Annotated in this window: 27 protein-coding genes; 12 read left to right on the forward strand and 15 right to left on the reverse strand. The window is 72.6% G+C overall.

Going from position 1 to position 25,927, the window contains the following annotated elements; translation table 11 throughout:
- Nucleotides 1-4: 4 nt before the first annotated feature.
- The gene (locus J2S66_RS20615; protein ID WP_310308830.1) at nt 5-631 is read right to left on the reverse strand and encodes a hypothetical protein; all 627 of its coding nucleotides are present in this window, start codon (nt 629-631) and stop codon (nt 5-7) included.
- Nucleotides 632-860: 229 nt separating this feature from the next.
- Entirely contained in the window at nt 861-2,354 is a 1,494-nt protein-coding gene (gene rpsA / locus J2S66_RS20620) for a 30S ribosomal protein S1 (RefSeq protein WP_306750136.1), read from the reverse strand.
- Nucleotides 2,355-2,544: 190 nt separating this feature from the next.
- On the opposite strand from rpsA, the gene J2S66_RS20625 reads away from it, so the two are divergent.
- Genes J2S66_RS20625 through J2S66_RS20640 form a run of 4 tightly spaced genes read left to right on the forward strand, consistent with a single transcriptional unit; the run spans nt 2,545 to nt 5,036 of the window.
- Complete coding sequence (locus tag J2S66_RS20625; RefSeq protein ID WP_310308832.1) at nt 2,545-3,375, forward strand: class I SAM-dependent methyltransferase; 831 nt, start codon at nt 2,545-2,547, stop codon at nt 3,373-3,375.
- A gap of 10 nt (nt 3,376-3,385) precedes the next feature.
- The gene (locus tag J2S66_RS20630; RefSeq protein WP_310308834.1) at nt 3,386-4,309 is read left to right on the forward strand and encodes a GNAT family N-acetyltransferase; all 924 of its coding nucleotides are present in this window, start codon (nt 3,386-3,388) and stop codon (nt 4,307-4,309) included.
- Nucleotides 4,310-4,314: 5 nt separating this feature from the next.
- Nucleotides 4,315-4,443, forward strand: coding sequence for a hypothetical protein (locus J2S66_RS20635; RefSeq protein ID WP_310308836.1), 129 nt, complete (start codon nt 4,315-4,317; stop codon nt 4,441-4,443).
- Complete coding sequence (locus J2S66_RS20640) at nt 4,440-5,036, forward strand: TetR/AcrR family transcriptional regulator (protein ID WP_310308838.1); 597 nt, start codon at nt 4,440-4,442, stop codon at nt 5,034-5,036. Before J2S66_RS20635 ends, J2S66_RS20640 begins: the two co-directional genes overlap by 4 nt.
- A gap of 10 nt (nt 5,037-5,046) precedes the next feature.
- Here the strand turns inward: J2S66_RS20640 and J2S66_RS20645 are convergent, their stop codons facing one another.
- The 4 genes from J2S66_RS20645 to J2S66_RS20660 form a co-directional block, all read right to left on the reverse strand.
- Nucleotides 5,047-5,640 carry a Rossmann-fold NAD(P)-binding domain-containing protein gene (locus tag J2S66_RS20645; protein WP_310308839.1) on the reverse strand — a complete coding sequence of 198 codons (594 nt, stop codon included), beginning with the start codon at nt 5,638-5,640 and terminating at the stop codon, nt 5,047-5,049.
- Nucleotides 5,637-6,233, reverse strand: coding sequence for a P-loop NTPase family protein (locus J2S66_RS20650; RefSeq protein WP_310308841.1), 597 nt, complete (start codon nt 6,231-6,233; stop codon nt 5,637-5,639). Before J2S66_RS20650 ends, J2S66_RS20645 begins: the two co-directional genes overlap by 4 nt.
- 91 nt (nt 6,234-6,324) lie before the next feature.
- Entirely contained in the window at nt 6,325-7,644 is a 1,320-nt protein-coding gene (locus J2S66_RS20655; protein WP_310308843.1) for an alpha/beta hydrolase family protein, read from the reverse strand.
- Between the two features lie 14 nt (nt 7,645-7,658).
- Nucleotides 7,659-8,156 (reverse strand): GNAT family N-acetyltransferase, encoded by a 498-nt coding sequence (locus J2S66_RS20660; protein WP_310308844.1) that lies wholly within the window; start codon nt 8,154-8,156, stop codon nt 7,659-7,661.
- 77 nt (nt 8,157-8,233) lie between these two features.
- On the opposite strand from J2S66_RS20660, the gene J2S66_RS20665 reads away from it, so the two are divergent.
- Entirely contained in the window at nt 8,234-8,677 is a 444-nt protein-coding gene (locus tag J2S66_RS20665) for a winged helix-turn-helix transcriptional regulator (protein WP_310308846.1), read from the forward strand.
- A gap of 71 nt (nt 8,678-8,748) precedes the next feature.
- Here the strand turns inward: J2S66_RS20665 and polA are convergent, their stop codons facing one another.
- Complete coding sequence (gene polA / locus J2S66_RS20670) at nt 8,749-11,424, reverse strand: DNA polymerase I (protein ID WP_310308847.1); 2,676 nt, start codon at nt 11,422-11,424, stop codon at nt 8,749-8,751.
- Between the two features lie 52 nt (nt 11,425-11,476).
- Here polA and J2S66_RS20675 point away from each other — a divergent pair, with 52 nt between their 5' ends.
- Nucleotides 11,477-11,899 carry a hotdog fold thioesterase gene (locus J2S66_RS20675; RefSeq protein ID WP_310308848.1) on the forward strand — a complete coding sequence of 141 codons (423 nt, stop codon included), beginning with the start codon at nt 11,477-11,479 and terminating at the stop codon, nt 11,897-11,899.
- A 43-nt stretch (nt 11,900-11,942) separates the two neighbouring features.
- Nucleotides 11,943-12,500 carry a DUF4352 domain-containing protein gene (locus tag J2S66_RS20680; protein WP_310308850.1) on the forward strand — a complete coding sequence of 186 codons (558 nt, stop codon included), beginning with the start codon at nt 11,943-11,945 and terminating at the stop codon, nt 12,498-12,500.
- A gap of 66 nt (nt 12,501-12,566) precedes the next feature.
- On the opposite strand, the gene J2S66_RS20685 is transcribed toward J2S66_RS20680, so the two are convergent.
- From J2S66_RS20685 to J2S66_RS20715, 7 genes are all read right to left on the reverse strand, one after another.
- Nucleotides 12,567-13,271, reverse strand: a complete 705-nt coding sequence (locus tag J2S66_RS20685) for an ABC transporter ATP-binding protein (protein WP_310308851.1) — start codon at nt 13,269-13,271, stop codon at nt 12,567-12,569.
- Nucleotides 13,261-14,001 (reverse strand): ABC transporter ATP-binding protein, encoded by a 741-nt coding sequence (locus tag J2S66_RS20690; protein ID WP_306750221.1) that lies wholly within the window; start codon nt 13,999-14,001, stop codon nt 13,261-13,263. The genes J2S66_RS20685 and J2S66_RS20690 overlap by 11 nt, the downstream gene beginning before the upstream one ends.
- 32 nt (nt 14,002-14,033) lie before the next feature.
- The gene (locus J2S66_RS20695) at nt 14,034-15,191 is read right to left on the reverse strand and encodes a branched-chain amino acid ABC transporter permease (RefSeq protein ID WP_310308852.1); all 1,158 of its coding nucleotides are present in this window, start codon (nt 15,189-15,191) and stop codon (nt 14,034-14,036) included.
- A complete protein-coding gene (locus J2S66_RS20700) occupies nt 15,188-16,150 on the reverse strand; it encodes a branched-chain amino acid ABC transporter permease (protein ID WP_310308853.1) in 963 nt (320 codons plus the stop codon). The genes J2S66_RS20695 and J2S66_RS20700 overlap by 4 nt, the downstream gene beginning before the upstream one ends.
- 125 nt (nt 16,151-16,275) lie before the next feature.
- Nucleotides 16,276-17,454, reverse strand: coding sequence for a branched-chain amino acid ABC transporter substrate-binding protein (locus J2S66_RS20705; RefSeq protein WP_310308854.1), 1,179 nt, complete (start codon nt 17,452-17,454; stop codon nt 16,276-16,278).
- A 322-nt stretch (nt 17,455-17,776) separates the two neighbouring features.
- Nucleotides 17,777-18,382, reverse strand: coding sequence for an ANTAR domain-containing response regulator (locus tag J2S66_RS20710; RefSeq protein WP_310308855.1), 606 nt, complete (start codon nt 18,380-18,382; stop codon nt 17,777-17,779).
- A gap of 225 nt (nt 18,383-18,607) precedes the next feature.
- Nucleotides 18,608-19,570, reverse strand: a complete 963-nt coding sequence (locus J2S66_RS20715; RefSeq protein ID WP_310308856.1) for a hypothetical protein — start codon at nt 19,568-19,570, stop codon at nt 18,608-18,610.
- A 228-nt stretch (nt 19,571-19,798) separates the two neighbouring features.
- Between J2S66_RS20715 and J2S66_RS20720 the strand changes: the two genes are divergently transcribed.
- Nucleotides 19,799-20,308, forward strand: coding sequence for a DinB family protein (locus tag J2S66_RS20720; RefSeq protein ID WP_310308858.1), 510 nt, complete (start codon nt 19,799-19,801; stop codon nt 20,306-20,308).
- 83 nt (nt 20,309-20,391) lie between these two features.
- Nucleotides 20,392-21,204, forward strand: a complete 813-nt coding sequence (locus J2S66_RS20725; RefSeq protein ID WP_310308860.1) for a S1 family peptidase — start codon at nt 20,392-20,394, stop codon at nt 21,202-21,204.
- Here J2S66_RS20725 and J2S66_RS20730 read toward each other — a convergent pair.
- Nucleotides 21,201-22,472 carry a PI-PLC domain-containing protein gene (locus J2S66_RS20730; protein ID WP_310308862.1) on the reverse strand — a complete coding sequence of 424 codons (1,272 nt, stop codon included), beginning with the start codon at nt 22,470-22,472 and terminating at the stop codon, nt 21,201-21,203. The two genes, J2S66_RS20725 and J2S66_RS20730, sit on opposite strands and share 4 nt — an antisense overlap.
- An 89-nt stretch (nt 22,473-22,561) precedes the next feature.
- Here J2S66_RS20730 and J2S66_RS20735 point away from each other — a divergent pair, with 89 nt between their 5' ends.
- From J2S66_RS20735 to J2S66_RS20745, 3 genes are all read left to right on the forward strand, one after another.
- The gene (locus tag J2S66_RS20735; RefSeq protein WP_306750114.1) at nt 22,562-22,981 is read left to right on the forward strand and encodes a CoA-binding protein; all 420 of its coding nucleotides are present in this window, start codon (nt 22,562-22,564) and stop codon (nt 22,979-22,981) included.
- Nucleotides 22,982-22,991: 10 nt separating this feature from the next.
- A complete protein-coding gene (locus J2S66_RS20740) occupies nt 22,992-23,792 on the forward strand; it encodes an alpha/beta fold hydrolase (RefSeq protein WP_310308863.1) in 801 nt (266 codons plus the stop codon).
- A 72-nt stretch (nt 23,793-23,864) separates the two neighbouring features.
- Entirely contained in the window at nt 23,865-25,904 is a 2,040-nt protein-coding gene (locus tag J2S66_RS20745) for an NACHT domain-containing protein (protein WP_310308865.1), read from the forward strand.
- The last annotated feature ends 23 nt before the right edge of the window (nt 25,905-25,927 follow it).

Consider the following 25,927-nt stretch of genomic DNA (forward strand, 5'->3'; position numbering starts at 1 on the left):
ATCTTCAGTCCTCTTCGGCGGGCGTCATGGCCTGCTGGGCGAGCGCGACCAGGAAGGGCCCGACCTGCTCGTCCGGCAGGAAACCGGCCTTCGCGCGCACCACGTACGTGGTCTTGCCGAGCGAGCCGACCAGCAGGCGCTCGGTCCTGGTGACGACCAGGCTGGCCTTGTGCCTGGTCACGTCGACGGGGGTGATCGTGGCGCCGTCCTCGCGCTCGGCGGTGACGCTGTCGGCGACCCGTCCGGCCGCGGTGGGCTCGTCCACGTAGGTGGCGAGGCCGACGATCACGGGTGCGGCGGCGATCGGCTGCCGCTGGCCCAACCCGTAGTAGCAGTCGATCTTGCCCGTGCGGCCGAGCGACGGTTCGGGGACGCCGATGATCTGCTTCAGCTCACCGCCCAGCTCGCGACCGAGCTTCTGGTCGAGCGCCTCGGCGGTCAGGACGAACTCGCAGTCCTCCGGCAGCGGCCGGTCGACCATCTGCGGGGTCCGGCTGATCGTCGTCGGGGGCAGGATCGTCGGGATTCGCGGCGGCGGCGCGGGCGGCGCCGCCACGGACGAGCACGCCTGCGCGAGGGCCGAGAAGACGACGGCCAGCACCACCGGCAGCAGCATCATCCGCGCGCTCATAGGGTTTCCAACCTAGCGCACGACACCGCGTTCGCAGCCCGTTCGGGAACGTGGGACCTGGGGTCCCGAACGCAGAACTCACGGGTCCCGAACGTACGACTCGCGGGTCCCGAACGTACGACTCGCGAGGGCTGGGCGTACGACTCGCGAGGGGAAAGGGGATCGCCCCCCACCCGTGGGGGTGGGGGGCGATCCGGTGGTGCCTACCGGTCGGTGACCGGGGTGCTGATCAGGCGCCGCCCGACAGCTTCTCGCGGAGCGCGGCCAGCTGCTCGTCGCTGGCCAGGGTGCCGCCGGCCTGGGCCGGGGCGCCCGTGCTGGACGACGCGGCAGCCGGGGCGTCGCCACCGGACGAGTAGTTCGTCTCGCCCGCGGCCTCTTCCTCGGCGGCAGCGGCCTTGGCGACCTGCTTCATGTGGGCCTCGTAGCGCGTGTGGGCCTCGGCGTACTGCCGCTCCCACTCCTCGCGCTGCTTGTCGAAGCCTTCCTGCCACTCCTGGGTCTCCGGGTCGAAGCCCTCGGGGTAGATGTAGTTGCCCTGGTCGTCGTACTCGGCGGCCATGCCGTACTGGGTCGGGTCGAACTCGGAGTCGACCGTGAAGCCCTCGTTGGCCTGCTTGAGCGACAGCGAGATCCGCCGGCGGTCGAGGTCGATGTCGATGACCTTGACCATGACGTCGTCGCCGACCTGGACGACCTGCTCCGGGATCTCCACGTGGCGCTCGGCCAGCTCGGAGATGTGGACCAGGCCCTCGATGCCCTCGTCCACGCGGACGAACGCACCGAACGGGACGAGCTTGGTGACCTTGCCCGGCACGATCTGGCCGATCGCGTGGGTGCGGGCGAACTGGCGCCACGGGTCTTCCTGCGTCGCCTTGAGCGACAGCGACACGCGCTCGCGCTCCATGTCGACGTCGAGGACCTCGACCGTGACCTCCTGGCCGACCTCGACGACCTCGGACGGGTGGTCGATGTGCTTCCAGGACAGCTCCGAGACGTGCACGAGGCCGTCCACGCCACCCAGGTCCACGAAGGCACCGAAGTTGACGATGGAGGACACGACGCCCTTGCGGACCTGGCCCTTCTGCAGCTGGTTGAGGAACTCGCTGCGGACCTCGGACTGCGTCTGCTCCAGCCACGCGCGACGGGACAGGACCACGTTGTTGCGGTTCTTGTCCAGCTCGATGATCTTCGCCTCGAGCTCGCGGCCCACGTAGGGCTGGAGGTCGCGGACGCGACGCATCTCGACGAGCGAGGCGGGGAGGAAGCCGCGCAGACCGATGTCCAGGATCAGGCCGCCCTTGACGACCTCGATGACGGTGCCCTTGACGGGCTCGTCCTTCTCCTTGAGCGCCTCGATGGTGCCCCAGGCGCGCTCGTACTGAGCGCGCTTCTTGGAGAGGATCAGCCGACCTTCCTTGTCCTCCTTCTGGAGGACGAGGGCCTCGACCTCGTCACCGACCTTGACGACCTCGTTGGGGTCGACGTCGTGCTTGATCGACAACTCGCGCGAGGGGATGACGCCCTCGGTCTTGTAGCCGATGTCGAGCAGGACCTCGTCCCGGTCGACCTTGACGATGGTGCCTTCGACGATATCGCCATCGTTGAAGTACTTGATCGTCTTGTCGATAGCGGCGAGGAAGTCCTCCTCCGTCCCGATATCGTTGATGGCGACCTGCTTCGGCGCAGCGGCAACCGGGACAGTGGTGGTGTCGGTGGACATTAGGTAGGTGGCTCCGGTACGGATTGGGGTTTCGGCCTGCGGGTTCGACGCTTCGCGGAGGGCGCGCCCCACCGCGAAGACCGACTCACCAGGAGATCACCGATCATGGGCAGCGCGAACGCACCACGCACGCGGTATCGTACGCGGCTCGACGACCACCGGGCAAACCGGTCCGCGTGAATGGAGCAGTGTGTCCGACCAGCACGCGAGCGCCGAACTGGCGCTCGGCACGACCGGCATCGCCAAACGGGGCGTCGACGCGGCGGAGTCGCGGGCGGCGAACCGGGTCTGGTGGGACGCCGACGCCGACGACTACCACGCCGAGCACGGCGACTTCCTGGGCGAGGCGGACTTCGTGTGGTGCCCCGAGGGGGTCCGCGAGGAGGAGGTCGGCTACCTCGGCGACGTGCGCGGACGCCGCGTGCTGGAGGTCGGCTGCGGCTCGGCGCCGTGCGCGCGCTGGCTGAAGCGGCGGGGCGCGGACGCGGTGGCGTTCGACATCTCGGCGGGGATGCTGCGGCACGCGGTCGCGGCGGCGGGGCGGACCGGCACGGCCGTGCCCCTGGTGCAGGCGAGCGCCGACCAGCTCCCGTTCGCGGACTCGTCGTTCGACGCGGCGTGCTCCGCGTTCGGCGCGGTGCCGTTCGTGGCGGACGTGGGCGAGGTGTTCCGGGAGGTGTCCCGGGTGCTGCGCCCCGGCGCCCCGTGGGTCTTCTCCGTGACTCACCCGATCCGGTGGATCTTCCCGGACGACCCGGGTCCGAACGGCCTCACCGTGACGCAGTCCTACTTCGACCGCACCCCGTACGTGGAGGTCGACGGGACCGGGCGGGCGACGTACGTGGAGCACCACCGGACCACGGGCGACTACGTGCGGGCGCTCGTCGGAGCGGGTCTGGAGCTGCTCGACGTGGTGGAGCCGGAGTGGCCCGCCGGGCACACCCGCACCTGGGGCCAGTGGAGCCCGCTGCGCGGCCGGCTGTTCCCGGGCACCGCGATCTTCCGGACGCGGAAGTCGTAATCTGCCGGGCATGACCGTCGGGCGGGGGCTGGTGGAGGCGCAGGGCGTGCGCTTCGCGAGCATCGACCCGCTGCTGCCGCCCGTGGTGGCGCCCGCGGACGGGGACGTGCTGACCGCGGCGCTGCCGGACGGCACGCGCGTCGCGGGCGTGGTCACCCGCCGGGTGCACGAGCACCGCTCCCCCGCCCGCCTGTGGTCGGCCAGCGAGGTGTGGGAGCTGACGCCGCTGCTGGGCGGCACGGGCGCGGCGGGCATGGACGCGCTGCTGCGGGCGTGGCGGCAGCGGCTGGACCTGCTGCACCCGGCGGAGCGGGACTCGGCGTGCGTGCTGACCTGGCCGAGCCGGGACGCCGAGTCGACGCGGGCGCTGCTGGACCACGGCCTGGTGCCGCTGACCGTGATCGCGGTCCGGCAGGCCCCGCCGCCCCCGGTGGCGGGTGGCGCGACGATCCGCCGGGCCACGCCCGCGGACCTGGACACCGTGGTCGCGCTGGCGCTGGCCGAGCTGCGCTACTCGTCGATGGTCGGCTCCACGGTGCACCGGCCGGACGCGGTCGGGCTGAAGCGGCGGGCGCTGGCCGAGCGGCTGGCGGCGGGCGGTCCGGCGTGGCTGGCGGAGCGGGACGGCATCGCGGTGGCGCTGGCCGAGTGCGCGGTGGTGACGTCCGAGCCGGGCAACCTGACCTCGACCCGCCTGCCGACGGGCCGCTGGGGGTACGTGAACTGCGTGTCCGTGCTGCCCGGCGCGCGGGGCGGCGGCGTGGGTCGGCAGCTGATGGCGTTCGCGCACCGCGAGCTGGCCCGGCTGGGCACGGTCGGCACCTACCTCTACTACAACCCGCCGAACCCGCTGTCCTCGGTGTTCTGGCCCCGGCAGGGCTACCGCCCGCTGTGGACGATGTGGGAGGTGCGCCCGGCCGGCGCGCTGCGCTGAACCGGGTGGCACTTCGTCGGGACGCGCTGGTCCTGGCCGGCCACCCGCTCGCCGGGCTTGCCTTGTCGACGCCGGCCGCGTACAAGCAGCGGGTGTGGACCCCGTCTCGCCTCAAGCCCGAACTGGTGCTGTGACCGGCCCCCGCCCCGGCCGCACCGCCGCCACCAAGCGGAAGCTGTTCGACGCGGCGCTGAAGCTCGTCGGCGAACGGGGCGCGGCGAGCGTGACGGTGGACGAGATCGCCGCCGAGGCCGGGGTCGCCAAGGGCACCGTCTACTACAACTTCGCCAGCAAGGACGCGCTGGTCGACGCCCTGCTGCGGCACGGCGTCGACCTGCTGGCCGCGCGGTTGAAGGCCGCCGGGGACGAGGCCGGGACCGAGGCGGCGATGACGTCGCTGGTGGACGGGATGCTCGGGTTCTTCGCCGAGTACCCGGCGTTCGGGCAGCTGCTGGTGTCGGAGCTGTGGCGCACGCCCGGCCAGTGGCACGGCACGCTGGGCCTGCTGCGCGACGACATCGTGTCGATCGTGCGCGGCCAGGTGCAGCGGCTGGCCGACGCGGGCCGGCTGCCCGAGGGCGTGCAGGTCGGCACCGCGTCCGCCGCGCTGTTCGGCACGATGCTCGTGGTGGCCCTGGACTGGCAGGTGTTCCAGCCGGAGCGCGACCTCGCCGAGGTGCGCGAGTCGGTGCTGCTGCTGGTGCGCGGCCTGCGCCCGCCGGCCTGATCCGCGCGGCCTAGTTGCGCGCTTCCCAGGTGTCGATCTCGCCCACCTGGTGCACCGACGGCGGGCGGCCCTCCAGGGCGCGGTGCACGGCGTCGAGCACGCCCACCGACGTCTCCTCGTGGCTGAGCCAGCGCGTGCCGCCGCCGTGCCGGATGAACCCGAGCACGACCTGCTGCGCCGGGTGGCCCTCCAGCGTCGGGTCCGGCACGCCGCGCACCGGGTTGATCTCGCTGCTGTCGAGCACCTCCACCACCGGCGCGTGCGGCGCGAGCAGCGGCGCGACGGCCCTCAGCACGGCGGCGCGGTAGCTGGTGTGCACCCAGGCGACCAGCAGGTCGGCCGGTCGCCCCGCCAGCGCGTCGCGCACCTTGTCGGCCAGCTCCCCCGGCCTGGCCCAGTCCGCCGCGACGCGCAGCGCGCGTGCCCGCTCGCCTGCCTGCGGCACGTGGCCGCCCCTCTTCAGCGACGCTCTCGCCGCCTGCCCGAGTGCCCCGTCCGGTCTGCGGCTGGGCAGCACGACGTGCCACCCCAGCGCCAGCAGTTCGTCCGCGCACCCCTTCAACATCCCCGTGCCGCCCAGCACCAACGCCGTTCGCTCGCTCATCGCACCGACTCCTCACCCCGTTCCGCCGCTCTGCGCAACGGGCCTCTACGCCACTGGTCGACCTCTCGCTGGCCCCGCAGCCGCACCACCACGAGCCGGTCCGCGTGCTCGCCGCCGAGGACGGCGCGGACCCGTTCACCGGTCCTGCGGTGCGACTTCCACGCCCACCGCAGCAGGTGCTCGGGATCGGTGAACACCGTGCGCAGGGGCGGTTCCACGTTGCCGTTCCACAGTTCCGCCCGTCGCACGCGCCTCATCGTGGTGCGCACGGTGACCCGGCGCATGACGACGTGCTTCGGGTGGTCCAACCAGACCAGCGTGTCCGCGTGCGAAAGCAGCAGCGGCCGCACCGCGCGGTACTGCCACTCGGTCGCCCACGCCGGCCTCTCCAGGAACCGCCGCACGTCCGCCTCGAACTCCACCCTGGGTGTCCACTGTGGACCGTGGAACAGCGAGTCCATCTCCACATAGGACAACCCGAGGCACCCCGCGACGTGCCGGGCGAGGGTGGACTTGCCCGAGCCGGACGTGCCGGTCACGAGCACCCGGCGCGGGGGGTGCGGCAACTCGTCGCGCGGTCCCAGGAGCGGCACCGGGTCAGGCTACCGCCGCGGTCGACCGCCACCCGGCCGTTCGGCCGCCGGCGAGTCGGGGTGTCGGCGCGGCGCCGGCCGCCGCGCCGCGTCAGCAGGGCGGGAACAGCCGGCGGGTGCCGTTCGGGGCGGAGTAGGCGGCCGGGTCGCTGAAGCGGCAGCCGTAGTCGGGCGCGGCCACGACGGCGGGGTCGGACACGACGTCCCCGGCGGGCTCGCGGCCCGTGTCCACCCACCTGACCAGGTCGTCCCAGGCGGTGCCCACCTCGACCGGGCTGAACTCGCAGTGCTCGACGGCGCGGATCGCCCGCTGCGCCAGCAGGTGGCCGCGGCCGTTGCGGTGCACGTCGCGCTCGTAGAGCTGCTCCATCGAGAACGGCACGAACAGGTCGCCCAGGTCGTGCAGCGACAGCACCGGCGCGGTCGGCCGGCCCGCGATGCGCGGCACCTCGGTGAGCGACGGCGTGAGGCGGGCCCGGAGGTTCTCCGGCAGGACGCGCCGGACGGCGCGGTCCACGTCGACCGGGGTGTTCGGCGTGTAGCGGGTGAGCGCGTTGGTGGCGACCTGGCCGGGGTCGGCGGCCAGGCCCTCGCCGGACGAGGCGGCCCCCAGGCCGAACAGGAAGTCCTTCCAGTGCCGGAACGCCTGCTCGCCGCCGGGCCGCGGGCCGCCGGAGCGGTTCACGGTGATGTCGACGAGCTGCCGGCCGCGCTCGTTCGGCGTGCCGGTCAGGCCCAGCTCGGCCTGGATGCGCGGCACGACGGCGTCGAGGTAGTCGGCCGGCGGGGGCCACGCGCGGACGCCGCTCAGCGCCTGCGCGACGAGGTTGTAGTCGAGGAAGAAGTCGAACAGCTCCTGGTCGCCGAGCACGCCGCACAGCGGGAGGGCGCCGTCGTAGAAGCGGGGGTACTGCTCCAGCGAGCGGCCGATGACGTGGCCGCCCATGGAGACGCCGGCGACGAGGACGCCCTTCGCCCGCCCGATCAGCCGCTGGGCGCGCACGGCGAGGTCGTGCGTGCTCTCGACGCCGGCCCTCACGTCGTAGCCGTTGGCGTAGTAGCTGGACGCGGCCCAGGCGAAGCCCTGGTCGAGGAGGCGTTGACGCAGGCCGTAGCCGGGCGGGTCGACGGTGAGGACGGTGCTCGCGCCGCGGTAGCCGTGCGCCCACATGACGAGGCGGCCGTTCCAGCGGGGCGGGACCTCGACGGTGTACGCGGCGTGCTCGTGCACGCCCTGGAGGACGCGCGACGGCAGGCCGCCGACCCGCGCGGGCGGCAGCGGCGGGTTGTCGACCGTGTAGCCGGGCAGGGGCCGGTCCCCCGGCGGGGTCGCCTGGACGGCCGGCGGCGCGACCAGGAGGAGGGCCAGGACCAAGCCGAACACCCGTCGCGTGCCGCCGCTGCGTCGCATGACCACGATTCTGCTCACCACCGCAAGTCGGCCACCAGGTCCTCGTGGGTGACGGTGAGCGGGTAGCGGACGTGGACGACGTCGTCCTCGGCCCGGGTGAGGCGCGCGCCGGGGAGGAGGCGGCGGACGAGGCGGAGCATCGGCTGGTTGTCGTGGAGGACGTCGCCGTGCAGCGCGGTGTAGTCGAGGGCGGCGGCGAGGGCGGCGAGTTCGGCGACGAGGCGCGTGCCGACGCCCTTGCGCTGCCACGGGTCGACGACCGCGATCGCGACCTCGGCGGCGGCGTCCCCGGTGGCCGCGAGCCGGGCGATGCCGACGGGGCGGTGGTGGCACTCGGCGACGAGGGCGGCGCGGTGGCGTCCGTCGAGGTCGGCGAGGCGGCGGTGCACGGCCGCGGTGAGGCGGGGCACGGGGGCGTGGAAGCGCAGGTAGCGGCTGTGCGGGGAGAGGCCGCGGAAGACGGTGGCGACGACGTCGGCCGCTTCGGCGCGGTGCAGTTCGCGGACTCGCATGGCGTGCGCCCCTTGGGTTCGGATTCCGAACCCTAACTGGATTCGTTTTCCGAACGCAAGCGGTATCGTCGGGGTCCATGGGACAGGTCAGGGTCGTGGACGAGCAGTGCCCGGTGTCGTTGCCGGCGGCGCTGCTGGGAGAGCGGTGGACGCTGCTGCTGCTGCGGCAGGCGTTCCTCGGCACGCGGCGGTTCGAGGACTTCCAGTCGACGATGGAGATCTCCCGCAGCGTGCTCACCGAGCGCCTGGGCACGCTGGTGGAGGAGGGCATCCTGCGGCGCGAGGCGTACAAGGACGTCCGGACGCGCTACGAGTACCGGCTGACCGAGAAGGGCCTGGACCTCTACCCGGTGCTGATGGCGCTGCGCAAGTGGGGCGACCGGTGGATGTCACCCGAGCCCGGCCCGTCGTTCGACCTGCACCACCGCGACTGCGGGGGCGGGGTGGACGTGGCGGTCGCCTGCACCGGGTGCGGGGAGGCGCTGACGGCGCGGGACGTGCGCGTGACGCCGCTGCGCTGAAGGAGCGGAACCGAGGGAGCGGAGCCGAGGGGGCGGGCCTCGGCCCACCCCCTGCCTCACCCCGTCGGGGGTCAGTGCGCGGCGGCGTCCCAGGAGCGGCCCACGCCCACCGAGACCTCCAGGGGCACCGCCAGGTGGTGGGCGTTGCCCATCTCCTCGCGCACCAGCGCCTCCACGGCCTCGCGCTCGCCCTCGGCGATCTCCAGCACCAGTTCGTCGTGCACCTGGAGCAGCATCCGCGACCTCAGGCCCGACGCCTCCAGCGCCCGGAACACGCCCAGCATCGCCACCTTGATGATGTCGGCCGCGCTGCCCTGGATGGGGGCGTTCAACGCCATCCGCTCGGCCATCTCGCGGCGCTGGCGGTTGTCGCTGTTGAGGTCCGGCAGGTAGCGCCGCCGCCCCAGGATGGTCTCCGTGTAGCCCTTCTCGCGGGCGTCCACGACGATCGTGTTCAGGTAGTCGCGCACGCCGCCGAAGCGGGTGAAGTACGCCTCCTTCTGCTCGCGCGCCTCGGCCGCCGGGATGCGCAGCTGCTGCGCCAGGCCGTACTCGGACAGCCCGTAGGCCAGGCCGTACGACATCGCCTTGACCCGGCGGCGCTGCTCGGCGCTCACCTCGGAGGTCGGCACCGAGAACGCGCGGGACGCCACGAACGTGTGCAGGTCCTCCCCCGACCGGAACGCCTCGATCAGCCCCTCGTCCTCCGACAGGTGCGCCATGATCCGCATCTCGATCTGGCTGTAGTCGGCGGTCATCAGCTCGGCGAAGCCCGGCCCGACGACGAACGCCTCGCGGATGCGGCGGCCCTCGTCGGTGCGGATCGGGATGTTCTGGAGGTTCGGGTCGGTGGACGACAGCCGGCCGGTGGCGGCGATGGTCTGGTGGAACGTCGTGTGGATGCGCCCGTCGTCCGCGACCGCCTTGAGCAGGCCGTCCACCGTCGACTTGAGCCTGGTCACGTCGCGGTGCGCCAGCAGGTGCTGGAGGAACGGGTGCTCGGTGCTCTCGAACAGCGTCTGGAGCGCGTCGGCGTCCGTCGTGTACCCGGTCTTGGTCTTCTTGGTCTTCGGCATGTTCAGCTCGTCGAACAGCACCGCCTGGAGCTGCTTGGGCGAGCCGAGGTTGATCTCCTTGCCGATGACGGCGTACGCGGCCTGCGCGGCCTCCTTCACGCCCGCCGCGAAGTGCGCCTCCAGCTCGGCCAGGTGGTCGGTGTCGATCGCGATGCCGACGGCCTCGACCTCGTCGAGGACGTGCATGAGCGGCAGCTCCAGCGACGCGAGCAGCGACTGCTGGCCGGTGCGCACCAGCTCCTCGTCGAGCGCGTCGGCCAGCTCGGACACGGCGAACGCGCGCACGATCGCGGCCCGCGCGGTCTTCTCGCGCTCCTCCTCCTCGTCGGCGAGCAGCGACAGCTGGCCGTCGTCGACCTCCTCGGCGCGCAGCTCGCGCTTGAGGTAGCGCAGGGCCAGGTCGTCGAGGGCGAACGACCGCTGGCCGGGCCGCACGAGGTAGGCGGCGAGCGCGGTGTCGCTGGTGACGCCGCGCAGCACCCACCCCCGGGCGCGCAGCGCGCGCAGGGGCAGCTTCAGGTCGTGCGCCGCCTTCGGCACGTCGGCGTCGGCGAGCCACGCGGCCAGCGCGTTCTCGTCCTCCTCGGTGAGCGAGGCGACCTCGACGTAGCCGCCCTCGCCGCCGGGCGTCGCGAACGCGAGGCCCTCCAGGTCCCCGCCGGTGGAGCGGAACGCGACGCCGACGCGGCCGGCGCGGCCGTGCGCGTCCAGCCAGGCCCCGAGGGCGCCGGCGGGCACGGGGCCGCCGCTGACGGCGAAGCCCTCGTCGGCCTCCGGCTCGGCGGTGGACAGGGTGGCGAACAGCCGGTCGCGCAGGACGCGGAACTCCAGCTCGTCGAACAGCCGGTGCACGGCGTCGCGGTCCCACGGCCGCGCCTCCAGGTCCTCGGGACCGAACGGCAGCTCGACGTCGCGGACCAGCTCGGTGAGCTGCCGGTTGAGGATGATGTTGGGCAGGTTGTCGCGGATCGCGTCGCCGACCTTGCCGGGCACCTGGTCGACGTGGTCGACCAGCCCGTCGAGCGAGCCGAACTGGTTGAGCAGCTTCACGATCGTCTTCGGCCCGACGCCGGGGGTGTTGGGCAGGTTGTCGGACGAGTCGCCGCGCACCGCCGCGTAGTCGGCGTACAGCTCCGGCCGGACGCCCTGCTTCTCCAGCACCAACTCCGGGGTGTAGCGGGCCATCTCGGAGACCCCCTTGACGGGGTACAGCACCGTCACCTTGTCGGTGACCAGTTGCAGCGCGTCGCGGTCGCCGGTGGAGATGAGGACCTCGTGGCCGAGCGCCGTCGCCTGGGTCGTGAGCGTGGCGATGATGTCGTCGGCCTCGTAGTTGTCCTTCGACAGGGTGCGGATGTTCAGCGTGTCGAGGACGTCCTTGATGAGGCTGACCTGCCCGCGGAACTCGTCGGGTGTCTCGCTGCGACCCGCCTTGTAGTCCGCGTACGCCTCGGTGCGGAACGTCCTGCGCGACACGTCGAACGCCACCGCGATGTGCGTGGGCCGCTCGTCGCGCAGCAGGTTGATCAGCATCGACGTGAAGCCGTACACCGCGTTGGTGGTCTGACCGGTCCCGGTCTGGAAGTTCTCCTTGGGCAGCGCGAAGAACGCCCGGTAGGCCATCGAGTGGCCGTCGATCAGCAGCAAGCGGGAGGCTCCTGGAGTGCTCACGCGCCGAGTCTAGGGTGAGGGTCCGACAGCGTTGAACCGAGTGGAGCAGCACGTGACGTCAGCACCTGAGGGCATCCCCGGCACCGACCAGGATGTCGCCGCGGAACAGCTCGCCGACAAGCTGGGCATCGAGATCACCCGATGGGATGCCGACCGGCTGGTCGGGACGATGCCGGTGAAGGGCAACCGGCAGCCGTACGGGCTGCTGCACGGCGGCGCGAGCGCGGTCCTGGCGGAGACCCTCGGGTCGATCGCGGCGGCGATGCACGCGGCGCCGGAGCGGCTGGCCGTGGGGCTGGAGCTGTCCTGCACGCACCACCGGGGCGTCACGGACGGCCTCGTCACGGGGGTGTGCACGCCGATCCACCGCGGGCGCAGCACGGCGACCTACGAGATCGCGGTCAGCGACGAGCAGGAGCGCCGCGTGTGCACGGCCCGCCTCACGTGCTTCCTGAAAGACACGCCGAAGGGCTGACCGCGCGGTCTAATGGGGGCCTCGGCGACGTGTGGAGGTGACCGTGCGCGCGGTCTGGGCGGTAGCGGTGGCGGCGTCAGTGCTGGTGGGCGGGTGCACGGGCGGCCCCGTGCAGACCGGTTCGACCCCGACCGCCTCGTCGGCGGAGACCTACCCGGTCCCCGTGCAGACGGTGCGGCCGGACGAGCGGGCGCTGCACGTGCCCACCACCTCGGACGGCGACACGGCGTTCACCCTGCTGGGGCTCACCACGGGGATCGACGCGATCATCGGCAGCCACGCCGAGTTCGAGGCGAAGGGCCGGTTCGTGCGCGTCCGGATGAGCGTGGTGAACAACGGCCGCAGCAGCGTGTCGTTCGCGGCCCGCAGGCACGTGCTGGTGGACGACCGGAAGGGCGAGCACGCGACCGACGCGCAGGCGATGACGATCAAGCGGCAGCCGGACGTCGTCGACCTGGGCGCGAACGTGCGGCTGGAGTACGACGTGTACTACGACCTGCCCGAGGACGTGAAGCCGCTGGCGCTGCGGGTGTACGGCGGGCCGACGCTGACGGACCTGGAGGACGGGACCGGCACGGACATCCCGCTCACCCGCCCCTGAGCCGGGCCCCGGAACCGCCGAGGGGGTCCCACCGCGGGCGGTGGGACCCCCTCCTGGCGGGACGGGTCAGTGACCGCCGAGGTACGCGGCGCGCACCTGGGGGTCGTCCAGCAGCTCCGGACCGGGGGCGCTCTTGACGACCCGGCCGGTCTCCAGCACGTACGCGCGATCGGAGAGCTTCAGCGCCTGCTGCGCGTTCTGCTCGACCAGCAGCACGGTCGTGCCGCGCTTGTTGATCTCCTTGATGATCTCGAAGATCTGCGCGATGAGCATGGGCGCGAGACCCATGGACGGCTCGTCGAGCAGGAGCACCTTCGGCTTGGTCATCAGCGCCCGGCCGATGGCGATCATCTGCTGCTCGCCGCCGGACATGGTGCCGCCGAACTGGTTCTTGCGCTCGTTGAGCCGCGGGAACAGCTCGTAGACCTCGGCCAGGTCGGCGTCCAGGCTGTCCTTGCGGGTGTAGGCGCCCATCAGGAGGTTCTCCTGCACCGTCATGCCGGGGAACACGCCGCGGCCTTCCGGTGACTGCCCGATGCCCGCCACGACCCGCTTGTGGCCGGGCATCCTGGAGATGTCCGCGCCGTTGAACAGGATGCTGCCGCTGGTCAGCGGGCGCAGGCCGGAGATCGTCTTGAGCGTGGTCGTCTTGCCCGCGCCGTTCGCGCCGATGAGCGAGACGATCTCACCGTCGCCGACCTCCAGGCTGATGCCCTTGATGGCCGCGATCTTGCCGTAGTGGACGTGGATGTCCTTGACCTCAAGAAGCATCTTCGGACACCCCCAGGTAGGCCTCGATGACCTTCGGGTCGTTCTGCACCTCTGCCGGCAGCCCTTCTGCGATCAGCTGGCCGAAGTCGAGCACCGCCACGCGGTCGCTGACACCCATGACCAGGCTCATGTCGTGCTCGATGAGCAGGACGGTCCGCCCGCTGTCGCGGATCTTGCGGATCAGGTGCTGGAGCGACTCCTTCTCGGCCGGGTTCATGCCGGCCGCGGGTTCGTCGAGCAGCAGCAGCTTCGGGTCCGTCGCCAGCGCCCGCGCGATCTCCAGGCGCCGCTGGTCGCCGTACGGGAGGTTCTTCGCGGTCTCGTCCATCCGGCCGGGGATGCCGACGAAGTCGAGCAGCTCGCGCGCCAGTTCGCGCCCGCGCTTCTCCTCCTTGCGGTGCCACGGCAGGCCCAGCGTCGCGCCGATCGCACCGGTCTTGTGGTGCGCGTCGGCGCCCACCATCACGTTCTCCAGGGCCGACATGTTGTGGAACAGCCGGATGTTCTGGAACGTGCGGGCGATGCCCATCTTGGTGATCTTGAACCGCTTGGCGCCGCTGATGGGTTCGCCCCGGAACAGCACCCGCCCCTCGGTGGGCGAGTACACGCCGGTGACCACGTTGAACACGGTGGTCTTGCCGGCGCCGTTCGGCCCGATGAGGGCGAAGATCTCGCCTTCGTCGATGCTGATCCGCGCTTCGCGCAACGCGACCACGCCGCCGAAGCGCATGGTCACGGCGTCGAGCTGGAGGACGGGCGTGCTCACTTGGACACCTCCGACGATGCCTCGCTGTCGGGACCCGCGACCTCGGCGCCCATGGCGCCCATGCCGCCGGTCCCCTCCTGCAGTTCCGCCCTGCGCCGCCGGGACGGCAGCAGGCCCTCCGGCCGCAGCGCCATCATCAGCACCAGCACACCGCCGAACAGCAGGATGCGGTACTCGGCGGGGTCGCGGCCCAGCAGGTCCTTCAGCCAACCGGCCTCGCGGAACCGCTCGGGCAGCCAGGCGATGATGAACGCGCCCAGCATGACGCCGGGCAGGTTGCCCGAACCGCCGAGCACGACCGCGGCGAGGATGGTCGCGGACAGGATGAACGGGAAGGTGTTCGGCTCGATGAACACGGCCTTGCCCGCGTAGATGCCGCCCGCCAGGCCACCGATCATGGCGCCGATGGCGAAGGCGAGCAGCTTGAACTTGAACGTCGGGACGCCCATCAGCTCGGCGGCGTCCTCGTCCTCGCGGATCGCGGCCCACGCGCGGCCGACGCGGGACTTCTGCAGCCGCACCGAGAAGACGATGACGACCGCGATCGCGGCGACCATCAGGTAGTAGTACGGCGCCGGGTCGAGCAGGAACTTCATCCCGAACATCTCCGGCGGGTGCGGGATGTTGGTGATGCCGCGCGCGCCGCCGATCTCGTCGGTGTTGTTCGCGACGATGCGGACGATCTCACCGAAGCCCAGCGTCACGATGGCGAGGTAGTCGCCGCGCAGGCGCAGGGTGGGCGCGCCCAGGATGACGCCGGACACCGCGGCCAGGATGATGCCGAACACGGCGGTGGCCCAGTAGTTCCAGCCGTACTGGGTGCCGAAGTAGGCGACCGAGTACCCGCCGATGGCGAAGAACGCCACGAACCCGAGGTCGAGCAGACCCGCCTGGCCGACCACGACGTTCAGGCCGATGGCCAGCAGGATGTACGTGCCGATCGGGAAGATCAGCACCGACGTCCAGTCCGCCCCCGGCGACATGAACGAGCCGATCCACGGCGCGGGCAGGATGAGCGCGAACACGAGCGCGGCCAGGTACAGGGCGTACCGCTGCCACGCCTTCGCGGTTGCCCACCAGTCGCGGGCGCCGTCGAACAGCGCGCCCACGCGCCTCGACGGGTTCGAGTTGCCAGACACTCCGTTGCCTTTCATGCTCGGGCCTTCTGCAGGGATTCACCGAGGATGCCGGTGGGGCGGAACATCAGCACGACCACCAGGACGGTGAAGGCGATGACGTCCTTCCACTCCGAGCCGAGGAAGATCGCGCCCCAGTTCTCGATGAGGCCGAGCACGATGCCGCCGAGCAGTGCGCCCCGCAGGTTGCCGATGCCGCCGAGGACCGCGGCGGTGAACGCCTTGATGCCCAGCACGAAACCGATGCGGTAGTCGGTGTTCTCGAACTCCATCAGGTACAGCGCGCCCGCCACGCCGGCCATCGCGCCACCCAGGAGGAACGTGGTCCGCACGATGTTGTCGATGCTGACGCCCATCAGGACCGCGGACTCGGGGTCCTGCGCGGTGGCCCTGATGCCCCGACCGATCTTGGTCTTGTTCACCAGGCGGTCCAGCGCGATCATCATGATCACCGCCGCCACGATCACGATGATGTGGTCGGTGCGGATCGCCGCGTTGCCGATGGTGAACACCGTGTCGCGGTCGACGATGCGCGGGGCGGGCTGCTGGTTGCGGCCGGGCTTGCCGGTCAACCAGGGGATGACGACGAGCGCGAACAGCTCCTGGAGGAACAGCGACGCGCCGATCGCGGAGATCAGGGCGGTGAGCCGGGTGGCGCCCTTCTTGCGCAGCGGCCGGTAGGCCACCACCTCCAGCAGCATCGCGGCGCCGCCCGAGACGGCCGCCGAGAGCACGATGATCAACACCATCACGCCGACCAGGGCGATCCCCGTGAGCGGCGACGCCGGCGCGATGGCCGTGAGGACCACCAGCGACGTGAACGTGCCGATCATGAAGATCTCGGAGTGCGCGAAGTTGATCAGGCGCAGCACACCGTAGACCATCGTGTAGCCGAGGGCGATGAGCGCGTAGATGGAGCCGAACACCAGTCCGCCCACCGTGCTGGGTAGGAACTGGTTGAGGAAATCATCAAGCATGACAGGTTTGCCTCACGAGACGGGCGGGGGGAGAGAAACTTCGCCATAGTGGCGGGGAGCGGAAGCAGTCGTTGGCACGACGCTCCCGCTCCCCAGCGCTAGCTTGCTTGCCTATTCCGTCCCGATCAGCCCTCGAGCTTGGCCGACTCGGCCGGGCCCAGCAGCTTGAGGACGCCGCCCTTGACCTGGTAGACGAAGATGGAGTTGTTCTCCGGCTCGCCGTTCGCCTTGAACTTGATCGGCTTGGACACGCCCTCGAAGCTCACCGTCTTCAGGAACTCGTTGATCTTCTCGGGGGTGGTGGCACCCGACTCGACGGCCTTGATGTACGCGGTCGCCGCGTCGTAGCCCTCGGTCGCGTAGATGGCCGGGTCGGCGCCGGCGGCCGTCTTGTAGTTGTCGAAGAACGTCTTGAGCGGGCCGGTCACGTCGGCCGACGGGATGTTGCACGGGCAGGCGAGGACGGCGCCCTCGGCGGCCTGGGCACCGGCGCCGGTCACGAGCTGCTGGTCGAGCGAACCGTCACCGGAGGCGAACGTGGCGGTCACGCCGCCGTCGCGCAGCTGCTTGAGCAGGCGGCCGGCCTGGGCGTAGTAGCCGCCGAAGACGATGACGTCGGGCTGCGCCGCGGCGACCTTGGTGACGGTCGAGGAGTAGTCGGACGCGTCCTTGGCGAACTTGTCCTTCTCCACGGTGACGCCCTTGCCCTCGAAGGACTTGGCGACCGCCTCGGCCAGGCCGACGGAGTACTCCTGGTCGTCGGACAGGACGAACGCCTTCTTGGGCGACTTCGCCGTCACCAGGAACTCGGCGATGCCGGGGCCCTGGTCGTCGTCGTTGGCGACGACGCGGTGCCAGAAGGTCCAGCCGTTGGAGGCGAGGCCCGGGTTGGTGGCCGACGGGGAGACGCTGGGGATCTTGTTCTCCTCCAGCACGCCGCCGATGGCCTTCGACTCGCCCGAGAAGGCGGGGCCGATGAGGCCGACGATCTTGTCCGTGCCGATGGCCTTCGTGATCAGCGAGGTGGCCTGGTCGGGCTTGCCCTGGCTGTCGTACTGGACCATCTCGATCTTGACCTTGGGGTTCTTGGCGTTGTACTCGTCGAACGCCATCTTCGCCCCGTTCCGGGGCGGGATCACGATCGCGGAGTTCTCACCGGTGAGGTCACCCATGAACCCGATCTTGACCGACGTGACGTCGCCGCCCGCCTCGCCGCTACCACCGCCGCCGCCGGCGCAAGCCGCGAGGACCAGCGACGAAGCCGCCGCCAGCACCAGAACTCGGCCGAGTCGTGCTCCTGACACCGGAATACCTCCCATGACACCAACCAGCCCGCCGGTAGGCGGAGCCGAGCCCTCACACGAGAGCGTGGGTTAGGGCAGGAACGTAGCTTCAGTTGAGTTCGCTGAACAGGTGGTCTTACTGCTCTGTGTCCACATCGTGACGGTAGTCACCGGGAAATGCCCCACAGTTAACAATCTTAAATCCAGCTCAAATAGCCTCGGGTCACAACTCCAATGCGAACAGTGACCAACAATGGGCAGGCCGAAGTGTCCGATACCCGAACGGCGAAGGGGATCGGGCACTCGACGGAGTGCCCGATCCCCCTATGCGCTACGCGCGATCTCAGCCGAAGTTTTCGATGACCGCCTCGGCGACGGCCTTCATGGTCGTGCGGCGGTCCATCGCGGTCCGCTGGACCCAGCGGAACGCCTCGGGCTCGGACAGGCCCTGCTTGGTCATCAGCAGGCCCTTGGCGCGCTCGACGACCTTGCGGGTCTCCAGCCGGTCGGTGAGCCCGGCGACCTCGTCCTCCAGGGCGGTCAGCTCGGCGAAGCGGCTCATGGCCAGCTCGATCGCGGGCACGAGGTCGCGCTTGGCGAACGGCTTGACCAGGTACGCCATGGCGCCGGCGTCGCGGGCGCGCTCCACGAGCTCGCGCTGGCTGAACGCGGTGAGGATGACGACGGGCGCGATGCGCCGGCCGGCGATGGCCGACGCGGCCTCGATGCCGTCCACCTTGGGCATCTTCACGTCCATGATGACCAGGTCGGGGCGCAGCTCGGTGGCCAGCGTGACCGCCTCGTCACCGTCGGCGGCCTGACCGGCCACCTCGTAGCCCTCTTCGCGCAGCATCTCGACCAGGTCGAGGCGGATGAGGGCTTCGTCCTCGGCCACGAGGACGCGGCGGGGCGCGACCTCGGGCTGGGCCTCGGCAGCCTGTTGGGTCACCGGGGTCCTCCTGACACTCTGCGGCGGTTCGACGCGGTCGCGTCGGGCGAAACCGCAGTCTACCGGCGGTCAGGTCGGCGTCGTGGCGGTCGGGCCGTGATCGCGGCCACCGGCCCGGGCCCCGAGGGGATCGGACGGGACCGTTCGGACGAGCGCGCCGGGCGGCCGCGCTCCGCCGCCGGGGCCGCGGAGGGGGCGCCGGCGCGGACCGGCGCCCCCTCCCCGTCACGCCACGGGGTGCGGCGGTTCCCACCACCCGGTGACGCCCTCGGGCCAGTCGAGCGCGGCCAGCGCGGCCTCGTGGTCCGGGTCCGGTCCCTCGACTTCCCGCAGGTGGAGGTCGTACCAGCCGGCGGAGAGCGCCAGGCCGCCGGTCGCGGCGGGCAGCTCGACGGCGCCGGGCAGGCCGAACACCGGGTGCAGCAACCGGTCCGCCACCGGGACCACGCCGAGGCTCCGCGGCCACTCCACCCACCACCGGTCGACCTGCGCCATCGCGCGCAGCCACGGGGCCCGTGTGAACAGGTTGTAACGGCGGAGCAGGAGGCTGCCGAGACCTGTCGGACGGGAGGTCCCGGCGAGCTGGTCGCGCTCGGCCGCGGTGAGCGGTCCGTCGGCGAACGCGCCGGTCAGGTCGCGCCCCTTCATGAGGGTGCGGACGTACCGCAGACCCTCCTCCCAGGCGCGGTCGTCCACGCCCGCCAGGCGCACGGCCGCGTCCGAGCCGATCAGGCGCAGCTCGACCGAGCGCGGGTGGTGGGTGACGCGCAGGCCCGCGACGCCCGCCACGCCCCCGTCGTCGTGCCGGGGCAGCAGCTCGTAGAGCAGCGGGCCGAGGGCGTGCTCGGCGAGGTGCACGCGCGGGTGCGGCAGCGGCTCGACGGCGCGGAACGCGTGCGCGGGCCGCAGCATGCTCGCCGGGGGCCGCAGCTGGAGGTGGCCCGCCGCGTCGAGGCCCGCCACGAACAGGACGGACTCCAGCGCGCGCTGGTCGTCGTCCGGGGCGTCGGGCAGGAACAGCCCCCGCGCGTCGCCCCGGCCGTTCAGCGCGTCGACCACGCGTTCGCGCCGGTCGTCGGGCAGGTCGTGCAGCAGGGCCTTGACCGCGGGCACGGCCTGGGTGAGGTTCTCGCCGGTGTAGGCCCGGCGGAGGTCGACCAGTCGTTCGGTCAACGACGATCGCGACACGGCAGTCCTCGCTCCCGCCGCCCGGCTCGGCGCACAAGGACGCGGTCACGCGTCGGTTCGGTGTCCTGGTGGTGCTCTGTCGGACAGGGGTGCCTGCACCCCGCGGCGGATTCGCCACCCGGTCGCCGGGGAGTGGCTCCAGCCTGACGTCTGCCCGCACACGCCGTCACCGACGATAGCAAAGGACCGGTCGGTGGGGTCGCCCCGGCGGTGCCCTAGGGTTCGAACATGAGTTCGAACGAACGCGCGTGGCCCCGGGTCGACGCCCACGACGAGCTGCGCCTGCTGACCGAGTTCCTGACCTTCCTGCGGCTCACCGCCGTGGCCAAGGTCGAGGGCCTGGGCGCGGCCGACGCCTCCGCCGCCCCGATCCGCACGTCGCCGGTGGTGAGCGCCCTGGGTGTGCTGAAGCACCTCACGGCCGTCGAGCGCTGGTGGTTCTCGATCGAGACCGGCGGGGCGGACCTGCCGTCGCTGTGGGGCGAGGACGCCGACGCGTCGTGGCGGCTGGGCGCGGACGACGCGGTCGACTCGGTGGTCGCCGCGTACCGGGCCGAGTGGGAGCGCTCGGCGCGGGCGCTGGAGGGCCTCGGGCCGGACGACCGCACCCGCGGCGACCGCGACGGCCGGGGGCGCACGGTCCGCTGGGTGCTCGCCCACCTGGTGCAGGAGACCGCCCGGCACGTGGGCCACCTCGACCTGCTGCGCGAGCTGGCGGACGGGGCGAAGGGCGAGTAGTCCGCCTCCCGGCCCGTATCGGGTGAACGCGGGCGGGTGAACGGGCGTGCGCCCGGTGGGGGGTCCTGATTTGATCGACCGCCATGCGCCACCTGGTTGCCGTGCTCGCCGCCGTACTCCTCCTGCCCCTGCTCACCGCTCCCGCCGCCGCCCGGCGGGACGTCGACTTCTCCGGTGCGGTGTCGATGAAGGGCTGCTCGGGATCGGTGGTGCGGCCACCGGGCGCCGGGCCGGACGAGCCGGCGCTGGTGATGACCAACGGGCACTGCGTGCGCCTGATGGACCCCGGCGAGGTGGTGGTCGACGCCGAGGGCGGGCGCGCGTTCACCCTGCTGTCGCGCGACGGCGACGAGACGCTGGGCACGCTGCGCGCCGACCGCTTGCTGTACGCGACGATGCACGGCACCGACCTGGCGCTGTACCGGCTGACCAGCACGAACTCCGAGGTCGAGGCGCTGGGCACGCGGGTCCTGGAGCTGTCGACCACCCGCCCCGGCGAGGGCGCCGACATCCGCGTGGTGTCGGGGTACTGGCGCGAGGTCTACGCGTGCCACGTCGACGGGTTCGTGCACGAGCTGCGCGAGGGCCCCTGGGTGTGGCACGGCTCGATGCGCTACACGAGCCGGTGCGACACCAGGGGCGGCACGTCCGGCTCGCCCGTGGTCGACGTCTCGACCGGTCGGGTGGTGGCGGTGAACAACACCACCAACGAGGACGGCGAGCGCTGCACGCGCGACAACCCGTGCGAGGTGGACGCGGCGGGCGCGGTGACGGTGCGACCCGGCGCCCGCTACGGCCAGCCGGTGCACGGGCTGGCGCCGTGCCTGGTCGGCGGCGGCCGGCTGGACCTGACCGCCGCCGGGTGCGCGCTGCCCCGTCCCCCGGAGCGGCGCTAGAAGCGCTCGGCGGACAGGGCCGCGACGGCCGCCATCGGGTTGCCCAGGTGGTAGTGGTCCACGGCCAGGTAGGTCGGCGTCGTGCGCGCGGCGGGTTCGCAGAACCGGCGGGCACGGTCGGCGAGCTTGCCGTTGTCGGTGGTGGCGGTGCCGGTCAGCGGCACGTCCCGGAAGTGGTTCATCACGAACAGCGGGCGGAATCCGGGTTCGGTGCGGGTGAGCGGCGTGCTCCAGCGGCTGTAGCAGGACCAGTCGGACGTGCCCAGGCCCGAGCCCATCGACCAGTGGTTCTCCACCGTCCACTCCGACTGGTACATCACCCCGAACGCGTCGCGCCGCACGGTGTCGCCGGAGCGGGAGCGGTCGGTGAAGACCAACAGCCTGTCATTGCGTGCGCGCAACGTGTCGAGGGTGGGCCAGCCGGTGGCGCGCACGTTCGACAGGTCGGGGCGGAACAGCACGTCGGCCAGGCCGTCGACCCGGTCCAGCTCGGCGCGCAGCACGTCGGCGGAGACGTAATCCTCCAGGAAGACGGTGACGAACTCGCGCGGGTTGGCCTCCAGGAAGTCCACGATCCGCTGCAGGTCCACCCACAGCGCGACCGGGCGGCTGACGAGCGCGCAGCTGTTGTGGCACAGGATCGCGCCGTCGGGCGTCTGGTGGACGTCGAGCTGGAAGCCGCGCACGCCGTCCGCGAGCTGCCGGGCGATGCCGCGGGCCTGGTTGGGCGCCAGGTTGACGAACGGCGGGGCGAAGCCGCCGTCCACGCCGTTGGCGTAGGCGTTGTGCGCGGTGAGGAAGGTGACCTGGTCGAGGCGGCGCTGCCCTTCGGCGGGCGCCGGCGTGCGGACCGGTGACACCGGGGTCAGGTACCAGAGGTCCGCGCCGGAGCCGACGCGCACCTGGTCCGTGCCGACCGCCACGAGGTGACGGTCGGCGCCGGGGACCTTGAGCCGGTGCCGGTCGCCGTCGTCGAGCACGTCCCACTGGGCGTCGGGGCTGTCGCAGGGCAGGGTGACGGCCTGGTCGCCGGCGCGGCCCAGGCACCGGTCGCCCTCGCGCAGGGTGCGACCGGACAGGGTCCACTGCTGGTGGTCCTCGTCGCCCTTGGGCCTGCGCTGGAGCACGGTCGTGCCCGAGACGCCCGCGTTCAGCCCGGTGGTGGCGCTCTGCACGTAGTACCGGCCGTCCGCGGGCCGCGCGTGCGCCGTCGGCGTCACCAGGAGGGCGACCAGCGCGGCGATCAGGAGTAGTCGGGTGGCGCGCATCACGATGTCCTCTCGAAAGGCTCCTCGGCGGCGGCACGCCCAGCCTAAACGCGAAATTGCTTCACGTGCAGGGGTCCTACCCTGGTGGCATGACCGAACCGTGGGGCGACCCCGACAAGATCCGCCGCGTCCTGGCGAACGGCGACACGTGGGCCGTCGTCGGCCTGTCCTCCTCGCCGAGCCGCGCCGCGTACGGCGTCGCGCGCTTCCTCCAGCGGCACGGCAAGCGGATCGTGCCCGTGCACCCCGACGCCGAGACCGTGCACGGCGAGCGCGGCTACGCCTCACTGGCCGACATCCCGTTCCCGGTGGACGTGGTGGACGTGTTCCGCCGGTCCGAGGCCGCGGGCGAGTTCGCCGACCAGGCCGCCGCGATCGGCGCGAAGGCCGTGTGGTTCCAGCTCGACGTGGTCGACGAGGCCGCCTACGAACGGGTCACCGCGGCCGGTCTCGACGTGGTCATGGACCGCTGCCCGGCGATCGAGTGGGCCGCGCACGGCCCGCGCTAGCCTGCCGACCATGCCGGTCGTCGCGCTCAACGGGATCAACCTCAGCTACCAGGTCGACGGCGAGGGCGACCTCGTCGTGCTCGTGATGGGCACCGGGAGCCCCGGGCGGGTGTGGCACGCGCACCAGGTGCCCGCGCTGCGCGCCGCCGGGTTCCGGGTCGCCACCTTCGACAACCGGGGCATCCCGCCGACCGACGAGTGCGCGTCCGGCATGCGGCTGGCGGACCTGGTCGGCGACACGGCCGCGCTGGTCGAATCGCTGGGCGGCCGGGCGCACGTCGTCGGCACGTCCCTCGGCGCGCGGGTGGCGCAGGAGCTGGCGCTGGCCCGCCCCGACCTGGTGTCGCGGGTGGTGCTGCTCGCGACCGCCGGGCGCGACGACCCCCTCCAGCTGGCGCTGTCGCGCGGCGAGCGGGCACTGCACGACCAGGGCGTCGCGCTGCCCCCCGAGTACCACGCGGCGGTCTCCGCGGTGCTGAACCTGTCCCCCGCGACGCTGCGCGACCCCGTGGCCGCCCGCGACTGGCTCGACGTCCTGGAGTACGCCGGGCCGTCCACCGGCAAGGGCGTGCGGGCGCAGCTGGAGCTGGACGACTTCGGCGACCGCCTCGCCGCCTACCGGGACATCACCGCCCCGTGCCTCGTGGTGGGGTTCGCCGACGACCGCGTGCTGCCGCCGCACCTGGCGCGCGAGGTGGCCGACGCCATCCCCGGCGCGCGGTACGAGGAGGTCGCCGACGCGGGCCACTACGGGTTCCTGGAGCGGCCGGAGGCGGTCAACCGGCTGGTGGTGGACTTCCTGAGGGCGTGACCCACCGTGACCCCCTGACCACGGGAACTCGCCTACCACCGCGTCCCGAACGCCGTTACCGTCGTGCGCGACATGGACAGCCGACGGCTCGCGCGCGCATCCCGCCTGGTCGCCCTGGTCGGCGCGGGGAGCGTCACCTGCCTCGTGCTCGTGCCGATCGCGGTCAACACCGCCACCGGCGGGACGGCGCCCCGCGTGCTCGGGTCGTGGGCGGCCTGGCTGTGGCCCGCGCTGGCCGTGCTGGCCGCCGTGACCGCGTGCCTGGCCGCGTGGGAGCCGCTGCGCGCCCGGCTGCCGGCGCGGCGGCCCGCGCACCCCGCCAACCGGGCGTCCGCGCTGGACGGCGTGGAGCGGTTCGTGCGGGAGAGGCTGGACGGGTCGCTCGCCGAGCAGGTGCGGCTGAAGCTCGGCGTCGTGCCGCGCGTCGGACCGCGCCCACCCACCCGGCTGCGCGTGCCGCTGGTCGTCGTCGGCGAGCCGGGCGCGGGCAAGACGACGCTGCTGCTCGACCTGGCGGGCACGCTCGTGGCGCGGGCGCGCGACGACCCGGGCCGACCCGTGCCGGTCGTGGTCGACGTCGGCGGGTGGCGGCGCGACGAGGACTTCGCCGAGTGGCTGCTGCTGTTCCTCGCGGAGCGGTACGGCATCGGCGCGCGGGTCGGCCGGGTGTGGCTGCGCGACCGCCGCCTCGCCCTGCTGCTCGACGGCCTGGACGAACTGGCCGGGCCGGACCGGGCGGCGTGCCTGGACCGGGTCGCCGCCCTGCGCCCGCCGCAACTGGTGCTGTGCGCGGTGGACGACGTCGACGCCCTGCCCGGCCACGACGTGCTGCGGGTCGAACCGCTGCGGAGGTCGGACGTCACCGACCTGATCACCGCGTGCGGCCCGCGCCTGGACGGCCTCCGGGAAACGCTCACCAAGGAGCCGGACCTGTGGGACGAGATCCGCACGCCGCTGGCGTTCGGCCTGCTGGCGCTGGCCCATCGCGCGGGTCGCGCCGAGTACCGGGGCGTGGTCGACACCTACCTGGTCGAGTCGGCCGCCAGGGGTGCGACGCGGCCGGAACGGCTGGTCCGGGCGCTGAGGTTCCTGGCGCTGATCGCGCGGCGGCGCGGCGACCTGGCCGTGAGCCCGACCCTGCCGCCGCGCCGGGTGTGGCTGGACTTCGTGGGGCCGGCCCCGGTGTGGCGCCTGTTCCGCCGGGCCGCGCCGGGCGCGCTGGCGGGCGCGGCGGTGGCGCTGTGCTTCGCGGTCGGCGTCCGGTTCGGCCTGACGGCCGCCGGGTGCGCGGCGGTGGCGACGCTGTCGGCGCCGCGCGGCGACTTCCCGGCCGACGCGGACGGGACCACCGCGACCGGGGGCGCGGGCTCGCGGGTGCCCGGGTGGCGCGGCGCCCGGTGGGCCGCCATCGGCTTCACGGCCGGCGCGCTGCTCACCGGCGGCCTGGCGGTCGTGGGCGGGTGGGTCGGCGCACAGCTCTCCCGGTGGCCCTCCGCCCTCGGGTTCGGGCTCGTCGTCGTGGTGTCCCTGCTGGTCGCCCACCGGATCACGCGCGACCGGTACTGGGCGGTGGCGTGCGCGCTCGTGCCGGCCGGGGTCATGGTGCTGACCGGCCCCTCCGGGGTGCTGGCCGGGCTGGGCGCCGGACTGGCCGCGGGTGCGGCGGTCGGGGTGTTCGTGGGCGGGCTCGGCGAGGTGTGGTCCGGGGTGGGCGCGCGGCCCGCCGCGAGGCTGCGCTGGTTACCCGTCGCGGGCCTGGTCGGCGTCGGGTCCGCCGCGCTCGCCGGGGCCGCCGCGCAGCCCGCCGCCCTGGCGCCGGCCACCGGTCTGCTGCTCGGGCTGGCCGTCACCCCGCTCGCGGTCCGTCCCTGGCAGGCCGTCGCCGAACTGCTCGCCCGCCCACTCGCGCTCGACGAGTTCCCGCTGCGGCGCGGCGCGCTCGTCCAGGCCGCCCGCGACCGCGTGCTGCTGGTCGACGGGCACCGCTTCCCGCACGCAGTGGTCCGCGACCACCTCGCCGCGTGCGACCCGGTGGACCTGGCCGCGACCGTGCGGCGCAGGCGCACCGGCCTCGACCCGACCGGGCCCACCGGGTCCGGCTCCACGGCGTGAACACCGACAGGGCCGTCACGCCC

It is taken from the genome of Saccharothrix longispora (genome assembly GCF_031455225.1).
GTDB classification, from domain to species: Bacteria; Actinomycetota; Actinomycetes; order Mycobacteriales; family Pseudonocardiaceae; genus Actinosynnema; species Actinosynnema longispora.

What these genes read in the sequence shown, in the direction of transcription:
- J2S66_RS20615 (WP_310308830.1), bottom strand. Translation starts at nt 631, where the DNA reads ATGAGCGCGCGGATGATGCTGCTGCCGGTGGTGCTGGCCGTCGTCTTC.
- J2S66_RS20745 (WP_310308865.1), top strand. Translation starts at nt 23,865, where the DNA reads ATGGACAGCCGACGGCTCGCGCGCGCATCCCGCCTGGTCGCCCTGGTC.
- J2S66_RS20630 (WP_310308834.1), top strand. Translation starts at nt 3,386, where the DNA reads ATGACCGTCGGGCGGGGGCTGGTGGAGGCGCAGGGCGTGCGCTTCGCG.
- J2S66_RS20740 (WP_310308863.1), top strand. Translation starts at nt 22,992, where the DNA reads ATGCCGGTCGTCGCGCTCAACGGGATCAACCTCAGCTACCAGGTCGAC.
- J2S66_RS20730 (WP_310308862.1), bottom strand. Translation starts at nt 22,472, where the DNA reads ATGCGCGCCACCCGACTACTCCTGATCGCCGCGCTGGTCGCCCTCCTG.
- J2S66_RS20690 (WP_306750221.1), bottom strand. Translation starts at nt 14,001, where the DNA reads ATGCGCTTCGGCGGCGTGGTCGCGTTGCGCGAAGCGCGGATCAGCATC.
- J2S66_RS20655 (WP_310308843.1), bottom strand. Translation starts at nt 7,644, where the DNA reads ATGCGACGCAGCGGCGGCACGCGACGGGTGTTCGGCTTGGTCCTGGCC.
- J2S66_RS20685 (WP_310308851.1), bottom strand. Translation starts at nt 13,271, where the DNA reads ATGCTTCTTGAGGTCAAGGACATCCACGTCCACTACGGCAAGATCGCG.
- J2S66_RS20700 (WP_310308853.1), bottom strand. Translation starts at nt 16,150, where the DNA reads ATGCTTGATGATTTCCTCAACCAGTTCCTACCCAGCACGGTGGGCGGA.
- J2S66_RS20695 (WP_310308852.1), bottom strand. Translation starts at nt 15,191, where the DNA reads ATGAAAGGCAACGGAGTGTCTGGCAACTCGAACCCGTCGAGGCGCGTG.
- J2S66_RS20665 (WP_310308846.1), top strand. Translation starts at nt 8,234, where the DNA reads ATGGGACAGGTCAGGGTCGTGGACGAGCAGTGCCCGGTGTCGTTGCCG.
- J2S66_RS20735 (WP_306750114.1), top strand. Translation starts at nt 22,562, where the DNA reads ATGACCGAACCGTGGGGCGACCCCGACAAGATCCGCCGCGTCCTGGCG.
- J2S66_RS20725 (WP_310308860.1), top strand. Translation starts at nt 20,392, where the DNA reads ATGCGCCACCTGGTTGCCGTGCTCGCCGCCGTACTCCTCCTGCCCCTG.
- J2S66_RS20645 (WP_310308839.1), bottom strand. Translation starts at nt 5,640, where the DNA reads ATGAGCGAGCGAACGGCGTTGGTGCTGGGCGGCACGGGGATGTTGAAG.
- J2S66_RS20720 (WP_310308858.1), top strand. Translation starts at nt 19,799, where the DNA reads ATGAGTTCGAACGAACGCGCGTGGCCCCGGGTCGACGCCCACGACGAG.
- rpsA (WP_306750136.1), bottom strand. Translation starts at nt 2,354, where the DNA reads ATGTCCACCGACACCACCACTGTCCCGGTTGCCGCTGCGCCGAAGCAG.
- J2S66_RS20660 (WP_310308844.1), bottom strand. Translation starts at nt 8,156, where the DNA reads ATGCGAGTCCGCGAACTGCACCGCGCCGAAGCGGCCGACGTCGTCGCC.